The organism is Streptomyces thermoviolaceus (assembly GCF_045209695.1).
GTDB classification, from domain to species: Bacteria; Actinomycetota; Actinomycetes; order Streptomycetales; family Streptomycetaceae; genus Streptomyces; species Streptomyces thermoviolaceus.
The window spans coordinates 3,960,276-3,979,206 of the sequence record NZ_CP109280.1; the positions used below are offsets into that span (position 1 = coordinate 3,960,276).

Annotated in this window: 14 protein-coding genes and 1 tRNA gene; 5 read left to right on the forward strand and 10 right to left on the reverse strand. The window is 71.6% G+C overall.

Annotated features, from left to right (window positions below; all coding sequences use genetic code 11):
- Positions 1-43: 43 nt before the first annotated feature.
- A complete protein-coding gene (locus tag OG899_RS17380; protein WP_125498907.1) occupies positions 44-1,501 on the forward strand; it encodes a GH1 family beta-glucosidase in 1,458 nt (485 codons plus the stop codon).
- Between the two features lie 286 nt (positions 1,502-1,787).
- Positions 1,788-2,843: a LacI family DNA-binding transcriptional regulator gene (locus OG899_RS17385; protein ID WP_125498908.1), complete on the forward strand. Its 1,056-nt coding sequence runs from the start codon at positions 1,788-1,790 to the stop codon at positions 2,841-2,843.
- A gap of 41 nt (positions 2,844-2,884) precedes the next feature.
- Here OG899_RS17385 and OG899_RS17390 read toward each other — a convergent pair whose 3' ends face one another.
- The 4 genes from OG899_RS17390 to OG899_RS17405 all read right to left on the reverse strand — a co-directional run bounded on the left by OG899_RS17390 (position 2,885) and on the right by OG899_RS17405 (position 5,828).
- Complete coding sequence (locus OG899_RS17390) at positions 2,885-3,442, reverse strand: GNAT family N-acetyltransferase (RefSeq protein WP_189427975.1); 558 nt, start codon at positions 3,440-3,442, stop codon at positions 2,885-2,887.
- A 253-nt stretch (positions 3,443-3,695) separates the two neighbouring features.
- Positions 3,696-3,768 (reverse strand) — tRNA-His (locus OG899_RS17395).
- A 112-nt stretch (positions 3,769-3,880) separates the two neighbouring features.
- The gene (gene orn, locus OG899_RS17400) at positions 3,881-4,489 is read right to left on the reverse strand and encodes an oligoribonuclease (protein ID WP_125498910.1); all 609 of its coding nucleotides are present in this window, start codon (positions 4,487-4,489) and stop codon (positions 3,881-3,883) included.
- Positions 4,490-4,598: 109 nt separating this feature from the next.
- Entirely contained in the window at positions 4,599-5,828 is a 1,230-nt protein-coding gene (locus OG899_RS17405; protein ID WP_125498911.1) for a helix-turn-helix domain-containing protein, read from the reverse strand.
- Positions 5,829-6,733: 905 nt separating this feature from the next.
- Between OG899_RS17405 and OG899_RS17410 the strand changes: the two genes are divergently transcribed.
- The gene (locus OG899_RS17410) at positions 6,734-7,264 is read left to right on the forward strand and encodes a universal stress protein (protein WP_125498912.1); all 531 of its coding nucleotides are present in this window, start codon (positions 6,734-6,736) and stop codon (positions 7,262-7,264) included.
- A 664-nt stretch (positions 7,265-7,928) separates the two neighbouring features.
- On the opposite strand, the gene glmS is transcribed toward OG899_RS17410, so the two are convergent.
- Complete coding sequence (gene glmS, locus OG899_RS17415) at positions 7,929-9,746, reverse strand: glutamine--fructose-6-phosphate transaminase (isomerizing) (protein WP_125498913.1); 1,818 nt, start codon at positions 9,744-9,746, stop codon at positions 7,929-7,931.
- Between the two features lie 89 nt (positions 9,747-9,835).
- Positions 9,836-10,093 (reverse strand): hypothetical protein, encoded by a 258-nt coding sequence (locus OG899_RS17420; RefSeq protein ID WP_125498914.1) that lies wholly within the window; start codon positions 10,091-10,093, stop codon positions 9,836-9,838.
- A gap of 165 nt (positions 10,094-10,258) precedes the next feature.
- Between OG899_RS17420 and OG899_RS17425 the strand changes: the two genes are divergently transcribed.
- The gene (locus tag OG899_RS17425) at positions 10,259-11,824 is read left to right on the forward strand and encodes a metallophosphoesterase family protein (RefSeq protein WP_185867898.1); all 1,566 of its coding nucleotides are present in this window, start codon (positions 10,259-10,261) and stop codon (positions 11,822-11,824) included.
- Between the two features lie 315 nt (positions 11,825-12,139).
- On the forward strand, positions 12,140-13,765 hold the full coding sequence (locus tag OG899_RS17430; RefSeq protein WP_125498916.1) for a beta-N-acetylhexosaminidase: 1,626 nt from the start codon (positions 12,140-12,142) through the stop codon (positions 13,763-13,765).
- 66 nt (positions 13,766-13,831) lie between these two features.
- On the opposite strand, the gene OG899_RS17435 is transcribed toward OG899_RS17430, so the two are convergent.
- The 4 genes from OG899_RS17435 to OG899_RS17450 are packed head-to-tail and all read right to left on the reverse strand — an operon-like array spanning position 13,832 to position 18,834.
- Positions 13,832-15,601 (reverse strand): IucA/IucC family siderophore biosynthesis protein, encoded by a 1,770-nt coding sequence (locus tag OG899_RS17435; protein WP_125498917.1) that lies wholly within the window; start codon positions 15,599-15,601, stop codon positions 13,832-13,834.
- Positions 15,598-16,128 carry a GNAT family N-acetyltransferase gene (locus OG899_RS17440; protein WP_125498918.1) on the reverse strand — a complete coding sequence of 177 codons (531 nt, stop codon included), beginning with the start codon at positions 16,126-16,128 and terminating at the stop codon, positions 15,598-15,600. Before OG899_RS17440 ends, OG899_RS17435 begins: the two co-directional genes overlap by 4 nt.
- The gene (locus OG899_RS17445; protein WP_189427974.1) at positions 16,125-17,408 is read right to left on the reverse strand and encodes a lysine N(6)-hydroxylase/L-ornithine N(5)-oxygenase family protein; all 1,284 of its coding nucleotides are present in this window, start codon (positions 17,406-17,408) and stop codon (positions 16,125-16,127) included. Before OG899_RS17445 ends, OG899_RS17440 begins: the two co-directional genes overlap by 4 nt.
- Positions 17,392-18,834 (reverse strand): aspartate aminotransferase family protein, encoded by a 1,443-nt coding sequence (locus tag OG899_RS17450; protein ID WP_189427973.1) that lies wholly within the window; start codon positions 18,832-18,834, stop codon positions 17,392-17,394. The genes OG899_RS17445 and OG899_RS17450 overlap by 17 nt, the downstream gene beginning before the upstream one ends.
- Positions 18,835-18,931: the final 97 nt, after the last annotated feature.

Consider the following 18,931-nt stretch of genomic DNA (forward strand, 5'->3'; position numbering starts at 1 on the left):
CGACCCGACCGAACCCGTCTCACCACCATGGGAGCGCTCTCATATGACCGCCGTACGACCCGAGACCACCGCCCGGACGGCAGCCGACGGCTCCTTCCCGCCGGACTTCGTCTGGGGTGCCGCCACCGCCGCGTACCAGGTGGAGGGCGCCGCCGGCGAGGACGGCCGCACCCCCTCCATCTGGGACACCTTCAGCCACACCCCCGGCAAGACCCTCAACGGCGACACCGGTGACGTGGCCGCGGACCACTACCACCTGTACCGCGAGGACGTGGCGCGGATGAAGGAGCTGGGCCTGAAGGCCTACCGCTTCTCCGTCTCCTGGTCCCGGGTGCAGCCCACCGGCCGTGGGCCCGGCGTCGAGCGCGGCCTGGACTTCTACCGCCGGCTCACCGACGAACTGCTGGACGCGGGCATCACGCCCGTCGTCACCCTCTACCACTGGGACCTGCCGCAGGAGCTGGAGGACGCCGGCGGCTGGCCGCACCGCGACACCGCCGACCGCTTCGCCGACTACGCCGAGATCGTGGCCCGCGGCCTGGGCGACCGGATCGGCATGTGGACCACCCTCAACGAGCCCTGGTGCTCGGCGTTCCTCGGCTACGGCTCCGGCGTGCACGCTCCGGGGCGCACCGACCCGGCCGCCACCCTGCGCGCCGCGCACCACCTGAACCTGGCGCACGGCAAGGCGATCGCGGCCCTGCGCGCCAACCTGCCCTCCTCGGCGAAGTGCTCCATCACGCTCAACCTGCACCAGGTCCGCCCGCTGACCGACAGCCCCGAGGACGTCGACGCCGCCCGACGCATCGACGCCGTGGGCAACCGGATCTTCACCGGCCCGATCCTGGACGGCGCCTACCCGGAGCGGCTGCTCACCGACACCGCGCACCTGGTCGACTGGGGCCGGCTGGTGCACGACGGGGACCTGGAGGAGATCTCCCGCCCGATCGACGTGCTCGGCGTCAACTACTACTCCCCGACCGTGGTCTCCCACGCCCCCGACGGCGTCGGCTCGACGAGCAACGACGGGCACGGCGCGAGCGACCACACCCCGTGGACCGGCTGCGAGGACGTCGCCTTCCACCTCGCCAACGACGACCTCACCGCGATGAACTGGGCGATCGACCCCGAGGGGATGCACACACTGCTGACGCAGCTGGCCGCCGAGCACCCCGGGCTGCCGCTGATGGTCACCGAGAACGGCGCCGCCTTCCAGGACGAGGTCACCGAGGACGGCCGGGTCGACGACCCGCGCCGCATCGCCTACCTGCACGCCCACCTCGACGCGGTGCGCCGGGCCATCGCCGACGGTGCCGATGTGCGCGGCTACTTCCTGTGGTCGCTGCTGGACAACTTCGAGTGGGGCTACGGCTACTCCAAGCGCTTCGGCCTGTACTACGTCGACTACGCCACCCAGCGCCGCATCCCCAAGGCGAGCGCTCACTGGTACGCGGGCGTGATCCGCGCCAACGCCCTGCCCGAGGCCCCCGGCACCGAGTGAGGGCGGTCGCGGATCGGCTCTGATCCCGACGACCGGACCGGTCCTCAGGGGCCGGGCGCAGCCGCCGGCGCCCGGCCCCGGTCAGGCGTGCCCGGAGGTGGCCGGCCGTGCCCGGGCGCCGAAGGACGTGCCCGGACCGGGACGGGGTGCGCCCGCCCGGGCCCGTCCGGCCGGGCGCTGCCGGAGCCGCCCGCCGCGAGGGACGATGGAACGGGAGCACATCGGCCCGGCTGTTACATTCCTGGCTGACTGACGGCGTGACGGCTGAAAACGGAAGGCGGCGACTATGGCGGTCAACACGGGCCGGGGCAGGGGCGGTCGACGGCCGACCCTGGAGGAGGTCGCCGCCCGGGCCGGTGTGGGCCGCGGCACGGTCTCACGGGTGATCAACGGCTCGCCCCGGGTCAGCGCCGCCACCCGCGCCGCCGTCGAGGCCGCGGTCGCGGAACTGGGGTACGTCCCCAACACCGCGGCTCGCGCCCTGGCCGCCAACCGCACCGACGCGATCGCGCTGGTCGTCCCGGAACCGGAGACCCGCTTCTTCGCGGAACCGTACTTCTCCGACATGCTGCGCGGTGTCGGCGCCGAACTCGCCGACACCGAGATGCAGTTGCTGCTGATCTTCGCGGGCAGCGACCGCGAGCGCCGCCGCCTGGCGCAGTACCTGGCCGCGCACCAGGTGGACGGGGTGCTGCTGGTGTCGGTGCACGCCGACGACCCGCTGCCCGATCTGGTGGCCCAGCTGGAGATCCCGGCGGTGATCAGCGGGCCTCGTTCGGCACAGGAGACGCTGCCCTCGGTGGACGCCGACAACTACGGCGGCGCCCGCTCGGCCGTGCAGCACCTGCTGGACCGGGGCCGCCGCCGGATCGCGCACATCACCGGCCACCTGGACGTCTACGGTGCCCAGCGCCGCGTCGACGGCTACCGCGACGCCCTGCGGGAGGCGGGCTGCGAGGTGGACGAACTCCTCGTCGAACCGGGCGACTTCACCGAGGAGGGCGGCCGGCGCGCCATGGGCCGGCTGCTGGAGCGGGTGCCCGACCTGGACGCCGTCTTCGCCGGGTCGGACGTCACCGCGGCCGGCGCCCGCCAGGTGCTGCGGGAGACGGGCCACCGGATCCCCGAGGACGTGGCCCTGGTCGGCTACGACGACTCGGCCATCGCCCGCCACATGGATCCGCCGCTGACCAGTGTCCGCCAGCCCATCGAGGAGATGGGCCGCGCGATGATCGACCTGCTGCTGACCGAGATCGCCGATCACCGCTCCGCCCCCGCCGCCTCCCCGCAGCCGCACCGGGCGGTCCTGCCGACGGAGCTGGTGGTGCGCGCCTCGTCGTAGCGCGGGGGAGAGGGGCCCGGCCGCACGGAGCCCGCGGTGCCTCACCCGGCAAGGTCCAGCCGCCAGGTGATCTCCCCGTCGTGCAGTTCGCCGGTCGGGGCGAGACCGGCGGCACGGGCGACGGCGGCGGAGGCGTGGTGGGCCGGACGGATGCGGGCGAGGACCGTGCGCACCCTGTGCCCGCGCAGCGCACCGACCAGCGCGCGGGCCGCCTCCGTGGCCAGACCGCGGCCCTGCCGGCCGGTGCCCACGACCCAGGCGACCCCGGCGACCGTGGCCTGGGGGCGCTCGGCGACCGTGGCCTGGGGGCGCTCGGCGACCGTGGCCTGGGGGCGCTCGGCGACCGTGGCCTGCACGGTCCCGGTCAGCCGCCCCTCGGCCCGCAGCCGCAGCACCCAGGTGCACCAGGACACGTGCGGGTCGGGGGAGCCGGCGACGAGCCGGGCGTAACGCTCCCTCAGCTCGGCCGCGCTCCAGGGCGTGCCCCCGATGAAGGTGTACAGCGCCGGATCGGACAGCACCCCGGCCATCTCCGTGGCGTGCTCGACCCGCAGAGGCACCGGATCCAGACGGTCGGTGCGGACGGGTTCGGCGAGCACGGGGACCTCCGCAGGGTGCCGGCCGACGGCCCGGGCCGGCCGCACCCGGGCACCGTAGGCCCTGGCCGGGGCGAGGGCGATCCGTACGGGGCAGGGGCGGTGCTCGTGTGCGTCACCGGGTTCGTGTGCGCGGTGCCGCGGGCAGCGGAGGAACCGGCGGTGTGCAGCCGCGACACGGCCACGTTTCGGCCACACGGAGGAACGAGAAAGCCCCCGACCCGCATCCGAGCGGATCAGGGGCTCCCTGACTCAGGGTGAGTGACGGGACTCGAACCCGCGACATCCTGGACCACAACCAGGTGCTCTACCAGCTGAGCTACACCCACCACGACCGGCGGTTGACTGCTTCGTGGTTTCCCCGACCGGCCGAGAAAAAGTGTACAGGGTCCGAAGGGGTGCTCGCGCACATATCCAGCGGCACCCCTCCGGCGCGCCTTGTCAGCCCTGCTGAGCAGGCAGGACGTGCTTCGCTGCGATCGCCTTGGCGGTGTCGGAGTCCGGACCGGGCTGCGGGACGAAGATGGCCTCCCGGTAGTAGCGCAGTTCCGCGATGGACTCGCGGATGTCGGCCAGGGCCCGGTGGTTGCCGTTCTTCTCGGGACTGTTGAAGTACGCCCGCGGGTACCAGCGCCGGGCCAGTTCCTTGATGGAGGACACGTCCACGATGCGGTAGTGGAGGTAGCTCTCCAGCGTCGGCATGTCGCGCAGCAGGAAGCCGCGGTCGGTGCCGACCGAGTTGCCGCACAGCGGGGCCTTGCCGGGCTCCTTGACGTACTCCCGTACGTAGGCGAGGACCCGCTCCTCGGCCTCCTGCAGGGTCGTTCCGCCGGCCAGTTCGTCGAGCAGGCCGGACGCGGTGTGCATCTGACGCACCACCTCCGGCATCGTCTCCAGCGCCGCGTCCGGCGGGCGGATGACGATGTCGACCCCCTCGCCGAGCACGTTCAGCTCGGAGTCGGTCACGAGGGCGGCCACCTCGATGAGCGCGTCGTCGGACAGCGAGAGGCCGGTCATCTCGCAGTCGATCCACACCATGCGATCGTTCATATGTCTCACCTTACGGCGAGCCGCCGCACCCGGGTCCCGCGGTGCGGGGACGGGGCGGGGGCGGCGGGACCGCCGCCCGCCGCCCCCGCCCCCGGAGCGTCCGTCCGGGTCAGCTGCCGCGCTGGCCCGGCAGGCTGCCGGACAGCGCCGCCGGGGTACGGCGGCCCTGGTGCGGCAGGGGGCCGTCCCCGTGCAGGGACGACGCCGGGCCGGACGGCTGCGGCACACCGGGCAGGTGCCCGGTCGGAACCGGCACCGCGGACGGCGCGCCGCCGGACGCCGGGTGCGCCGCCGCCTCGTTCTCGCCGGACCGCTCGCCCTGCGGCCTGCGCGCCCGGTAGGCCGCCCGGTAGGCGGCCGGCGAGGAGCCCAGCTGCCGCCGGAAGTGGCCGCGCAGCGCCACCGGGGAGCGGAAGCCGCACCGGCTGGCGACCTCGTCCACCGAGTAGTCGGACGTCTCCAGCAGCCGCTGCGCCTGCAGCACCCGCTGGGTGATCAGCCACTGCAGCGGCGCGCTGCCGGTGAGCGAACGGAAGCGGCGGTCGAACGTACGGCGGCTCATGTAGGCGCGTGCCGCCAGGGTCTCCACGTCGAACTGCTCGTGGAGGTGTTCCAGCGCCCAGGCGACGACCTCGGCGAGCGGGTCGGCGCCGATCTCCTCCGGTAAAGACCTGTCCAGGTAGCGCTCCTGCCCGCCGGAGCGGCGCGGCGGGACCACCAGGCGGCGGGCCAGCGCGTTGGCCGCCTCGTTGCCGTGGTCCGTGCGCACGATGTGCAGACACAGGTCGATCCCGGCCGCCGTACCCGCGCTGGTCAGCACGTCGCCGTCGTCGACGAACAGCTCACGCGGATCGACGTGCACCGACGGATAGCGCTTGGCCAGCGTCGGTGCGTACATCCAGTGGGTGGTGGCCGGACGGCCGTCCAGCAGACCCGCGGCGGCCAGCACGAACGCGCCGGTGCACAGCCCGACGATGCGGGCGCCCTCCTCGTGCGCCCGGCGCAGCGCCTCCAGCGCCTCCTCGGGCGGCGGCGCGGTGATCGAGCGCCAGGCCGGCACGACGACCGTGCCCGCCCGCGCGATCGCCTCCAATCCGTACGGCGCGGTGAGTTCCAGGCCGCCGGTGGTCCGCAGCGGGCCCTCCTCGCCGGCCGCCACCAGCAGGCGGTAGCGCGGCACGCCGGCGTCCTGGCGGTCGATGCCGAACACCGACAGAGGTATGGAACTCTCGAAGATGGGGCCGCCGCTGAACAGCAGCACCGCGACGATCTCCTTGCGCCGTCGCCCGGACAGCTTCCGGGCCGCGGCGTCCGGCGCGGCAGTGGAGTCGTGGCTCATCCTGCTAAGCCCCCCTCGGTGGTCGCGGCTCCTCGGTTGTGTCGCTCCTGCACGTTTCCCCTCGGTCCTGCACGAGTCCCCCGCCGTAAGACAGTCAAGATCGAATCTACTGCCTTCCGCCGTGCCACGGTGGCCGGTTCGGCACCCGCCACATTGTCGACATGGCAACTTGGCGTGAAGCAGTCGATCACGAAGCGTGGCACTCCACGGCCGCGCAGGGAAGTGCGCCTTGTCGCAGTGGCCAATCCCCGTAGGGTGCGCACGCCGTCCGCGACCCTTTCCGTGCAGGTCGATCGGGGGGTGAGGGGTACTTCGGCCGGATGATGCACACCTTCAAGAAGTTGGCCGAAAAGTTACGGGCGTGTGTGCGGAAACCGGTCAGCCGGCCGACAGGATTCTCGCGATCCGGCGTCCGGTGCGGTGCCTGGCGGGCCCCGGTGAGTGCCGCCGGTCGCCGTCGGTCCGAGGGTGCGACGGGCAGGATGCGCCTCGCCGGGGGCGTTCGGGGGTGCGGACGCGGTCGTGCTCCTGCGGCCCCACGGTCACCGGCGCACCCGGAGCAGCGGCCGCATCGTGACCACCGGCGACCGCACGGTGACCGCCGGCACCGCCCCTGCTGCCACCCGGTCACGGTGCGCAGTCGACCGCCTCACCCGGAAGCGGTACGTGACGGACCCGCGACGACACGTGATTCCCCCGCAAACCACCTGTACGAGGCAGCAACCATTGCGTTCCGGGCGCCGGTCGTGCATGCTCCGGGAAACCGCCACGGAGAGTGCGCGGGATCTGGGCTTCACAGGAGTGCCGCCGTACTCTTCAGGGTATGGGGACGGGAAGACCATTCCCGGACACAGCTCCGCCGCAGACTGTCGTCCCCAACGAAGGATCACAACGCCGAGACAGCCATGGCCGGTCACGAATTCCCCGAACCCGCGGACCGCAAGCGGCCGGTCGCCGATCCCACGGCGGCCGACCCCCTGGCGGGTCACGAAGAGCCACGCCACTCCTGCGATCCGGCGTTCAAGCACGGCGTCGTCGTCGGTTTCGACGGATCCCTGTCCAGCGAACGGGCCCTCGCCTACGCCGTCGGCATGGCCCACCGGTCCCGGTCGGGACTGATCATCGTGCACGTGGCCAACCGGTTGCCCACCACGGTGTGGGCCGGCTGCGAGCCTCCGGTCTTCGTGGACGTGCCGGACCATCGCACCGAGGTGCTCGGCCTGGAGCTGGCCTGTGCGGACCATCTCGCCGAGGTGCCGTGGATCCTCGTCGAGCGCGGTGGTGACATCTGCCACGAACTCGAAGAGGTCGGCAAGGAGTACGAGGCGGACGCGATCGTCGTGGGGTCGACGCACGGCATCGTGGGCCGCCTCTTCGGTTCTGTGGCCGGCCGGCTCGCCAAGCGGGCGCGGCGGCCGGTCGTGGTGATCCCCTGAACCGGCCCTGACGGACCCGACGCACGGCCCTGCCGGCCCTGACGGACCCGATGCGCGGCGCTGCCGGGCCCACGCCCCGGTTGTGACGGTCCGGCACCGGATCTTCCGCCAGGGCGAGCCCGACGCCTCTACCGTTCCGCACGCATCGTGCGCCGGGGTGATGCGTGCCGCGGTGCCCCTCCGGTGCGCCTCTTCGCTCGCCCCTGAGCGCCTCGTGCGCCCCCGGTGCGGGGCCGTGCGCGGGCGGGGGCGACCGCACTCCTCAACCCCCCTTCACGCCCCGAGACTTACCGGCCCGTAGAGGTGTTCGCGCCCATGTGCCGGGCATATACCGGTCACCGCACCACCGCACGGCACGAAGGGAGCCCGCCGTGGCCCACGATGCCCCGCTGCGAGACACCGCCGTCGCCGGCCGCCGGCTCGCCCTGCTCGTCCCTCCGCCGGCCGTCGGCCCGGCGTGCCCCCGCCGTGCCACGGCTCCTCGGGCCCGCCCGGGACCGACGTCCACGGGCCCGCTGCTCGTCCGCGGCGCGCTGCCGGCCGGGGGGTGACGGCCGCCGGCTGAGGCAGCGCGGGCCGGGGGATGGGCGGCCCCGGCCCACCAGAGGAAGCGGCCCTCCGCGCCCGTGGTGCGCGGAGGGCCGCTCGCGAAGCGAGGGTGCCGTTACTCCACCGTCACCGACTTCGCCAGGTTCCGCGGCTTGTCGATGTCCCGGCCGAGCGCCAGCGCCGTGTGGTAGGCGAGCAGCTGCAGCGGAATGCCCATCAGGATCGGGTCCAGCTCGTCCTCGTTCTTCGGCACGACGATGGTGCGGTCGGCCTTCTCCTGCTCCTGGTGGGCGACGGCCAGGATCTTGCCGTTGCGGGCCTTGATCTCCTCCATGGCCGCGCGGTTCTTCTCCAGCAGGTCGTCGTCCGGCACGATCGCCACCGTCGGCAGGGCGGGCTCGATCAGGGCCAGCGGACCGTGCTTCAGCTCGGAGGCCGGGTAGGCCTCGGCGTGGATGTAGGAGACCTCCTTCAGCTTCAGGGAGGCCTCGCGGGCCACCGGGTAGCCCCGGACGCGGCCGATGAAGAGCATGGAGCGGGCGTCGGCGTAGCTCTTGGCCAGCTCCTCGATCTCCGCCTCCAGCTTCATGATCTCGGAGATCTGCTCGGGCAGCTTGCGCAGACCCTCGATGATCCGCCTGCCGTCGCTCACCGACAGGTCGCGGATGCGGCCCAGGTGCAGCGCGAGCAGCGCGAAGGCGACGCAGGTGTTGGTGAAGCACTTGGTGGAGACCACGCACACCTCGGGGCCGGCGTGCACATAGATGCCGCCGTCGGCCTCGCGGGCGATGGCGGAGCCGACCACGTTGACCACGCCGAGCACCCGCGCGCCCTTGCGCTTCAGCTCCTGCACGGCGGCCAGCACGTCGTAGGTCTCACCGGACTGCGAGACGGCGATGTACAGGGTGTCGGGGTCCACGACCGCGTTGCGGTAGCGGAACTCGGAGGCCGGCTCGGCGTCGGCGGGGATGCGGGCCAGCTCCTCGATCATCTGGGCGCCGATCATGCCCGCGTGGTAGGAGGTGCCGCAGCCGAGGATCTTCACCCGGCGCACCGCGCGCGCCTCACGGGCGTCGAGGTTGATGCCGCCCAGGTGGACGGTGGCGAACCGGTCGTCGATCCGGCCGCGCAGCACCCGGTCCACGGCCTCGGCCTGCTCGTGGATCTCCTTGTGCATGTAGGTGTCGTGGCCGCCCATGTCGTAGCTGGCGGCCTCCCACTCCACGGTGGTGGGCTCGGCGGTGGTGCGGGTGCCCTCGGTGGTGTAGGTGCGGAAGTCGTCCGCGGTGAGGGTCGCCATCTCGCCGTCGTCGAGGGTGACGACCTGACGGGTGTGGGTGACCAGCGCCGCGATGTCGGAAGCGACGAACATCTCCTTCTCACCGATGCCGAGCACCACCGGGGAGCCGTTGCGGGCCACCACGATCCGGTCCGGGAAGTCGGCGTGCATCACGGCGATGCCGTAGGTGCCCTCGATCAGGCGCACGGCGCTGCGGACCTTCTCCTCCAGCGAGGTGGCCTCGGAGCGCGCGATCAGGTGGGTGAGGACCTCGGTGTCGGTCTCCGAGAGGAACTCCACACCGTCCGCCTCCAGCTTGCGGCGCAGCTCGGCGGCGTTGTCGATGATGCCGTTGTGCACCACGGCGACCTTCTGGTCGGCCGACAAGTGCGGGTGGGCGTTCACGTCGGAGGGGGCGCCGTGGGTGGCCCAGCGGGTGTGGGCGATGCCGACGGTGCCCTTGAAGCGCGCCGGGACCTTCGCCTGCAGGTCGCGTACCCGGCCCTTGGCCTTGACCATCTTCAGGCCGGGCGTCTTCGGCGAGCTGACGACGATGCCCGCCGAGTCGTAGCCGCGGTACTCCAGTCGCTGCAGGCCCTCCAGAAGCAGCGGAGCGACATCACGCTTGCCGATGTATCCGACGATTCCGCACATACAGGTGTATTCCTCCGCTGGTCCTCGATGGTGGCGCGGCCGCGGATCGGACCGCGGCCGCGGGTGGTGCTCCGGCCGGTGACGGCGCCCTAGCCGTAGACGATGCGGCGCAGCTGGCGCAGCGACAGCTGAGGCGGAGCCACCGCCCGGTACTGCAGATCCGCCCTGATCTGTTCGAAGATCTCCGCGTTCACCAGCCCCTGGGCCTGCAGCTCGCGGTGGCGGCGACGGACGAACTCCTCGGTCGTCTCGTCGAAGTAGGCGAGCACGTCCTGGATGACGCGCAGCGCCTCGCCCCGGCTCAGGGGCGTGGACCGCGCCAGGTGATCAACCAGTTCCTCGTGCACCCGGTAGATCCTGAAGGAACGGGGTCGCTTTCGCAAGAATCTTGCCCGATTTCGGGCAGGCGGCCGTTCGGAGTCTTGTGCACTCCCGTTCGTGTGCCGTCCATGTGCCGTCCCGTGTCCCGTCGCGGACATGGGCCATTTTCAGACGCCATGGACGTTCCACGCATGGGAGTTCCCGAGAAGCTCGCCGCGCGCATGAGCATGGCCGAGCAGCACGAGTACCTGCGCGCCAGATTCTCGCGGCGCGCGATGATCTCAGGCGGCGCGGTCACCCTGGGGGCCGTCGTCGGCGGTGCGTATGTGACGGGTGCCACCGCACAGGCCGCGCCCGCCCGGAGCGCCGCTCCGGCCGCACCGAAGGCCGACGGCGCCCTCGTCGCCCCCTTCGGCCGCCACCTCGCCTACGGCAACGACCCCCGCACCGAGATGACGGTCTCCTGGCAGGTGCCGACCGCCGTCGACGAGCCCTTCATCCGCATCGGCGCGAGCCCCTGGGAGCTGTCCCGGAAGATCCCGGCCGAGGTCCGCACCCTGCACACCCCGGCCGGTGTCGGCGCGAGCGGCGATCACACCCAGTACTACCTGCACGCCAGACTGACCCACCTGCGCCCCGGCCGCACGTACTACTACGGCGTCGGCCACCGGGGCTTCGACCCGGCCGAACGCCATCTGCTGGGCACGCTGGGCACCTTCACCACCGCCCCCGCCCACAAGGCGCCCTTCACCTTCACCGCCTTCGGCGACCAGGGCGTCGGCTACCACGGCCTGGCCAACGACGCCCTGATCCTCGGCCAGAACCCGGCCTTCCATCTGCACGCCGGCGACATCGCCTACGCCGACCCGGCCGGCGCGGGCAAGACCTCCGACGGCGGCTTCGACTCCCGGGTGTGGGACCAGTTCCTGTACCAGACCGAGTCCGTCGCCAAGCAGGTCCCGTGGATGGTCTCCTACGGCAACCACGACATGGAGGCCTGGTACTCGCCGAACGGCTACGGCGGCGAGCAGGCCCGCTGGACGCTGCCCGACAACGGCCCCGACCGGACGAACCTGCCGGGCGTCTACTCCTTCGTCCACGGCAACACCGCCGTCATCTCCCTCGACGCCAACGACGTCTCCTTCGAGATCCCGGCGAACCTGGGCATCTCCGGCGGAACGCAGACGAAATGGCTCGAAGCGCAACTGAAGAAGTACCGCGCGTCGAAGGACATCGACTTCGTCGTCGTCTTCTTCCATCACTGCGCCTACTGCACCTCCACCTCGCACGCCTCCGAGGGCGGCGTGCGCAAGGAGTGGGTGCCGCTGTTCGAGAAGTACACCGTGGACCTGGTCATCAACGGCCACAACCACGTCTACGAGCGCACCGACGTGATCAAGGGCAACCGGGTCGCGAAGACGCTGCCGATCGGCGGCACCGCCTACCCGGAGACCGACGGCGTGGTCTACGTCACCGCGGGCGCGGCCGGCAAGAGCCTGTACGGGTTCAGCGCCGAGCAGTCCTACGAGGGCCACGAGAAGGACATCGAGTCCGTGCCCTCCTTCGTCTGCCTCGCCGACGGGGCGCAGCAGAAGGAGACGGTCGCCTGGTCGCGCGTGCGCTACCTCGACTACTCCTTCCTCCGCGTGGACGTCACCCCCGCCCCCAAGGGCCGCTGGGCCACGCTGACCGTGCGCGGCATCGCCGAGACCGGCGAGCAGGTCGACCACTTCACGGTGGCCCGTCGGGCCAAGTGAGCCGCCACGGCGTGCGGTGCCGCACCCGCGCCGCGGCACCGCACGCCCGGCCACGGGCACAGCCGGCCCGGGCCGGCCGCCGTGCCGTCCTGCCCGGCCGCCGTCACCGGGTCACCGGCGCCACGGTGCCGGGCGGCCTCTGCCCCCTCACCCGGTCGCGTGCACGCCCCCGCCGGGTGCGTCACCGCGGCACGACCCCGCGCCCTCTTCACGGCGTATTTCCGTCAGGAAGGGGTCGTGCCACGGCCGGAGCGGGAAAGTGGTCTGCACCCGTCGGGGCCCTCAGGCCCCGGTCTCCGCGTGAAGGGAGCGCATGTGAGACGGCACCACAGAACGACTCCCCGCCATTCCCGTACCGGCCGGCTGGCCCGCGTCCTCGGTGCGCTGCTGCTGGTGGCCGCGGCCGGGGCCGTCACCGCCGGGGCCGCACCCGGCAAGGCGAGCGGCACGGCGGCCGCGACCCCGCTGGACCAGGTGATCCCGGCACCGGCAGCGGTCCGCCCGGGCGGCAGCCCGTACCGCATCACGGCCGCCACCCGCATCCGCGTCGACGGCGGTGAGGAGGCCCGCCGCGTCGGCACCTACCTCGCGGACATCCTGCGGCCCTCCACCGGCTACCCGCTGCCGCTGGTCACCTCCGGACCGGCCGGCATCCGGCTGAAGCTGGCCGAGGGCCCCTACGGCACCGAGGGCTACCGGCTCGACAGCCGCCCCGCCGGGGTGACCATCACCGCCGCCGCACCGGCCGGGCTCTTCCACGGCGTGCAGACCCTGCGCCAGCTGCTGCCGCCCGCCGTGGAGAAGAGGACTCCGCAGCCCGGCCCCTGGCTGGTCGCGGGCGGCACTGTCGAGGACCGTCCGCGCTACGCCTACCGCGGAGCCATGCTGGACGTCGCCCGTCACTTCCTCACCGTCGAGCAGGTCGAGCGGTACATCGACGAGATCGCCCTGTACAAGTTCAACACGCTGCGCCTGCACCTCAGCGACGACCAGGGCTGGCGCATCGCCATCGACTCCTGGCCGCGCCTGGCCACCTACGGCGGCTCCACCCAGGTCGGCGGCGGCCCGGGCGGCTACTACACCAAGGACGACTACCGGGAGATCGTCCGGTACGCCGCCTCCCGGTATCTGGAGGTCGTCCCCGAGATCGACATGCCCGGCCACACCAACGCCGCCCTCGCCTCCTACGCCGAACTCAACTGCGACGGCGTGGCGCCCCCGCTGTACACCGGCACCAGCGTCGGCTTCAGCTCGCTGTGCGTGGACAAGGACATCACCTACACCTTCCTGGACGACGTCATCCGGGAGGTGGCCGCCCTCACCCCCGGCCGCTATCTGCACATCGGCGGTGACGAGGCCCACTCCACCAGCCACGAGGACTATGTGACGTTCATGGACCGGGTGCAGCCCATCGTCGCCACGTACGGCAAGACGGTCATCGGCTGGCACCAGCTCACCGCCACCACCCCGGCCGAGGGCGCCCTGGTGCAGTACTGGGGCACGGACTCCACCAGCGACTCAGAGAAGGAACAGGTGGCCAGGGCCGCCCGCAACGGCACCGGGGTGATCCTGTCCCCGGCCGACCGTATCTATGTGGACATGAAGTACACACCGGACACCCCGCTGGGCAAGTCCTGGGCCGGCTACGTCGAGGTGCAGCGCTCCTACGACTGGGACCCGGGCAGCTACCTGCCCGGTGTGCCCGCGTCCGCGGTGAAGGGCGTCGAGGCCGCCCTGTGGACGGAGACGCTGTCCACCTCCGACGAGCTCGACTACATGGCCTTCCCGCGGCTGCCCGGCGCCGCCGAGCTGGGCTGGTCCCCGGCGGCCACGCACGACTGGGACACCTACAAGGTCCGGCTGGCCGCACAGGCGCCCCGCTGGGACGCCCTGGGCATCGGCTACTACCGCTCCCCGCAGGTGCCCTGGCCGTCCGCCTGACCCGGAGGCACGACGACGGGCGCCCCGCGGGACCGTACCGCGGGGCGCCCGTGTGTCCGTGGGTTCCTACAGACCCGCGATGGGGTTGCGGAGGGTGCCCACCAGCTGCAGCGCGCCGGCGGGGTCCGCCAGGTCCACCATCTGCCGGTTGTTGCGCAGCTGCAGCCGGTTCAGGCAGGACAGCGCGAACTTCGGGGTGAACATGTCGTACCGGCGGAAGCGGTCGGCGAGCCGCGGGTTGGCCTCCTGGTACTCCCGGGTGACCTCGGCGACCGTGCGCCAGAAGTCCTCCTCGGCCAGCACGCCCTCGGCGGCGAGCTGCGCGGCGAGGAAGCGGAAGAAGCAGTCGAAGACGTCGGTGAAGAGCGACAGCAGCCGCATGTCCTCCGGGACCTCGGCCTTGATCCGCGCCACCTCGGGCGGCAGCTCGGTGTCCGGATCCATCACCACGATCTCCTCGGCGATGTCCTTGTACACCGCCCGGCGTACCACCCCGTCCCGCAGCACCAGGATGGTGTTCTCGCCGTGCGGCATGAACACCAGCCCGTAGGCGTAGAAGCTGTGCAGCAGCGGCGTGTAGTAGGCCCGCAGATAGTGGCGCAGCCACTCGGCGGGGGCCAGGCCGGAGCGGGCGATCAGCGCGGCCGCGAAGCCGTGGCCCTCGTGGTCCACGTGCAGCAGCGAGGCCATCGTCGCCGGCTGCTCGCCCTCTTCGAGGGACGGCACCGGGCTCTCCCGCCACAGCGCGGCGAGCATCTTGCGGTACGGGGAGTACCGGTCGGTGGCCCGCTCGTACTCCAGGTGCCGGTAGCCCACGGCCGCCCGCTCCCGCAGGATGGTCAGTCCCGTGGACTTCAGCACCGGGTCGCTCTCGATCAGCCCGGCGAGCCAGTCGTTGATGGCGGGGGTGGCCTCCATGTACGCGGCCGACAGACCGCGCATGAAACCCATGTTGAGCACCGACAGGGCCGTCTTGACGTAGTGCTTCTCAGGGTGCGAGGTGTTGAAGAAGGTCCGGATGGACTGCTGCGCCTGGTAGTCGTCCTCGCTCTCGCCCACGACGACGAGGTTCCTGCGGGCCACCTCCGCGGCGAAGGTGACGGTCAGCTTGTTGCGCCACTGCCAGGGGTGGACCGGGAGGAACAGGTAGTCGTCCGGGTCCAGGCCCTGCCCGCGCAGCACGCCCCGGAAGCGGGCGACGGTCTCCTCGCCCAGCTCCTGCCGCAGGAAGGAGTCGTGGTCGAGGCCGGCACCGGCCGTGAACGCGGCCCGCGAGCGGTGTGCCGCCAGCCACACCAGTTTGACGGTGTGCGCGGTCTCCGGGGCGTACGCCAGGTAGTCCTCGATGCCGAAGCCCAGCCGGCCGTTGTTCGCGACGAAGCAGGGGTGCCCCTCCGTCATCCCGGTCTCGATGGCCTGGAAGCCGCGCTCGGCCAGCTCGGCGGAGGTCACCTGCGGCTTGGTCAGCTTGTAGCAGGTGCTGGAAAGGGTGGAGGAGATCTCCTCCAGGTACACCGGCAGGACGTCCTGGCTCAGGCCGAGGCTGTCCTGGAACTCCAGGAAGAACTCCAGCGCGTCCAGCGGCAGCTCGGCGCCGTCGCGCAGGCGGGTGACGGAGGCGGCGTCCACCTGCCAGTGGTCCAGGGCGCGGAGGGTGGCGGTGAACCGGTAGCGGGTCCGGCCGTCGTCGCTGCGGACGGCCCAGCCGTCGCCGTCCGGCTCGGGGGTGAGCAGACGCTCGTGCGAGAACTCGGCGAGCGCCTTGCGGATCAGCAGCCGGTTGGCCCGCTCCCAGTGCTCGGGGTGCAGGTGGGCCACGGTGTCGGCGAGGCTCATGCGGCCACCCCCGTCGCGGCGGTGAACTGCTCGCGGGTGCAGAAACTCAGCAAGGCTTTCTTCTCCGGCTTCTGGATCTCCCGGTCGGGGACGAATCCGACGGCGGCGTTGAGGGCGTGCACGGCGGTGTTGCGCACGTCCGGTTCGACGACGACCCGGCGCACCTGGGGGTCCTCGAAGAGGCGGGTCATGACGGCGGTGATCACGGCCCGGGTGAAACCGTGCTCCGGCCGGTCGGTGGGCGGGGTGAGGAAGTGCATGCCGATGTCGCCCGGCTGCGCCTCGTACAGCCCGGCCAGCTCGCGGTGGGCCGGGTCGTAGTGCTCCATCAGGAAGGCCGGTTCGCCCTCGCGCAGTCCCAGCTCGGCGTGGTGGTGCTCGTCCGCGGCGATCTGCGCGTAGGCGCGTTCGACGTCCTCCCGCGTGGCGTCCTGCATCATCCAGAAGACCGCCTTGGGATGGGTGACCCAGGAGTGCAGCAGCGCGGCGTCCCCCGCCGGATCGACGGGGCGGAAGGTGAAGGTCATACGGAGAACTCCTGGAAGGCGATGGTCTTCTCGACGGGGTAGTACTCCCTGCCGAGCAGTTCGCGGATGATGCAGCTGTTGCGGTAGGGGCCCATGCCCAGGTCGGGGCTGGTGATGCTGTGGGCGTGGACGCCGCCGTTCTGCAGGAACACCCCCCGGCCGGTGATGTCGACGGCGTAGTTGCGGCCGATGTCGAAGTTGCCGCGGGAGTCGTACCGCAGCCGGTGCCGCACCGGCGCCAGGAACTCCGGCTCGTTGTACCGGTAGCCGGTGGCCAGGATCAGGCCCTCCGAGCGCAGCTGGAAGTCGGTGCCCTGTTCCTCCTGGCGGAAGGTGAGGGTGTAGACGCCGTCCTCGTGGACGGCCCCGGTCAGGGCGGAGTTGGTCAGCAGCCGGGTGGGGACCGGGCCGGCGAGGTTCTTCTGGTACAGCAGGTCGAAGATCTCGTCGATCAGCGCGCTGTCGATGCCCTTGAACAGGCCCTTCTGCTGCTCGGTGAGGCGGTAGCGGGTGTCCTCCGGCAGGGCGTGGAAGTAGTCGATGTAGTCCGGGGAGGTCATCTCCAGCGTCAGCTTGGTGTACTCCAGCGGGAAGAACCGCGGGGAGCGGGTCACCCAGTTCAGCCGGTAGCCGTGGACGTCGATCTCGCCGAGCAGGTCCCGGTAGATCTCGGCGGCGGACTGACCGCTGCCCACCAGGGTGATCGACTTCTTGCGCTGCAGGGCCTCGCGGTGCTCCAGATACCGGGAGTTGTGCAGCACGTCGCCGCCCAGGTCCCGGCAGGCCTCGGGGATGTGGGGCCGGGTGCCGGTGCCGAGCACCAGATGGCGGGCGCGGTAGGTGTCCCCGGTGTCCGTCCGCACCAGGTACAGCTCGTCGGACTCGTCGTACGTCACCTCGGTGACGGTGGTGCCGAAGCGGATGCTGCCGAGCTTGTGCGCGGCCCAGCGGCAGTAGTCGTCGTACTCCACGCGCAGCGGGTAGAAGTTCTCCCGTATGTAGAAGGAGTACAGGCGGCCCTTCTCCTTCAGATAGTTGAGGAAGGAGTACGGCGAGGTCGGGTCGGCGAGGGTGACCAGGTCCGACATGAACGGAGTCTGCAGATGGGCGCCGTCGAGGAACATGCCGGGGTGCCACGAGAAGTCGGGCTTGGACTCCAGGAAGACGCCGCTCAGTTCGGCGATCGGCTCGGTGAGGCAGGCCAGGCCGAGGTTGAAGGGGCCGAGCCCGATCCCCACGAAGTCGTACGGAGCGGTCGGGTCCTCAGGACGCGCGGTCAAGTGAATCTCCCAGGTACTGCTCGGCGTGGCCGGCGATCAGGTCGAGCACGGCGGTGATGTCGTCCACCGTGGTCTCGGGGTTGAGCAGGGTGAACTTCAGGTAGTGGCGGCCCGCGACCTTGGTCCCGGCGACGATCGCGTCACCGGAGGCGAACAGGGCCTTGCGGGCGTACAGGTTGGCGTGGTCGATGCGGGACGGGTCGGTGACCGTGCGCGGGATGTAACGGAAGACCAGCGTCGACAGCGCCGGTTCGACGACGACGTCGAAGCGGGGGTCGGTGGCGAGCAGCCGGAAGCCCTCCCGGGCGAGGTCGCACACCTCGTCGAAGAGGCGTCCGACGCCCTCGGCGCCCATCACGCGCAGCGTCATCCACAGTTTCAGGGCGTCGAACCGGCGCGTGGTCTGCAGGGACTTGTCGACCTGGTTGGGAATGCGCTCGGCGGCGGCCCGGCGGGGGTTGAGGTAGTCGGCGTGGTAGGTGGCGTGCCGCAGCGTCGCCGCGTCCCGGACCAGCACGGCGGAGGAACTGACCGGCTGAAAGAAGGACTTGTGGTAGTCGACGGTGACCGAGTCGGCGTGCTCGATGCCGTCCAGCAGACGACGGCGGGTGGGGGAGACCAGCAGTCCGCAGCCGTAGGCGGCGTCCACGTGCATCCAGGTGCCGTGCTCGGCGCACAGCTCGGCGATCTCGGACAGCGGGTCGATGGAGCCGAAGTCGGTGGTGCCGGCGGTGGCGACGACGGCCATGGGGATCAGCCCGTCCTCGCGGCAGGCGCGCAGCTCCTGCGCCAGGGCGACGGTCTGCATCCGCTGGTCCCGGTCGACCGGGAGCGCCACCACCGCCTCGGGCGGCAGCCCGAGCAGCCGGGCCGACTTCTGCACGCTGAAATGGCTGGCCTGCGAGGTGAAGACGCGCAGTTTCGCCGCGTGGTCGCTCTTGGCCTCCTCCCGGGCCAGCAGCAGCGCCTGGAGGTTGGACTGGGTGCCGCCCGAGGTGAACACGCCGTCGGCGGCGGGGCCGAGCCCGACGCGGTCGGCGGTCCAGTCGATCAGTTTGCGTTCGATGAGGGTGCCGCCGGCGGACTGGTCCCAGGTGTCGAGGGAGGAGTTGACGGCCGACAGCACGGCCTCGCCGAGCACCGCCGGTATCACCACGGGGCAGTTGAGGTGGGCCAGGTAGCGGGGGTGGTGGAAGTAGACGGCGTCGCGCAGGTAGACGTCGTGCAGCTCGTCGAGGGCCGCCGTGGTGTCGTGCAGCGGGCGGTCCAGGTCGATCCGGTCGATGAGGGGGGCGAGGTCGTCGACCGTGACGCCGGTGAACGGCTTCTCCGTCCGGGCGAGTTGGGCGGCCACCCGCTCCACTCCCTCGGTCACCGCGCGGCGGTACCGCTCCGCGGTGAGGTCATTGAGCAGGTGAGAGCGCATGGGGGTCCTCCGGGCTGTGGGGACGGTCCGTGACGGGGCGAACGGGCGGAGTTCGCGGACATCGACTTAGGTTAGCCTAACCTAACTACCCGTGACG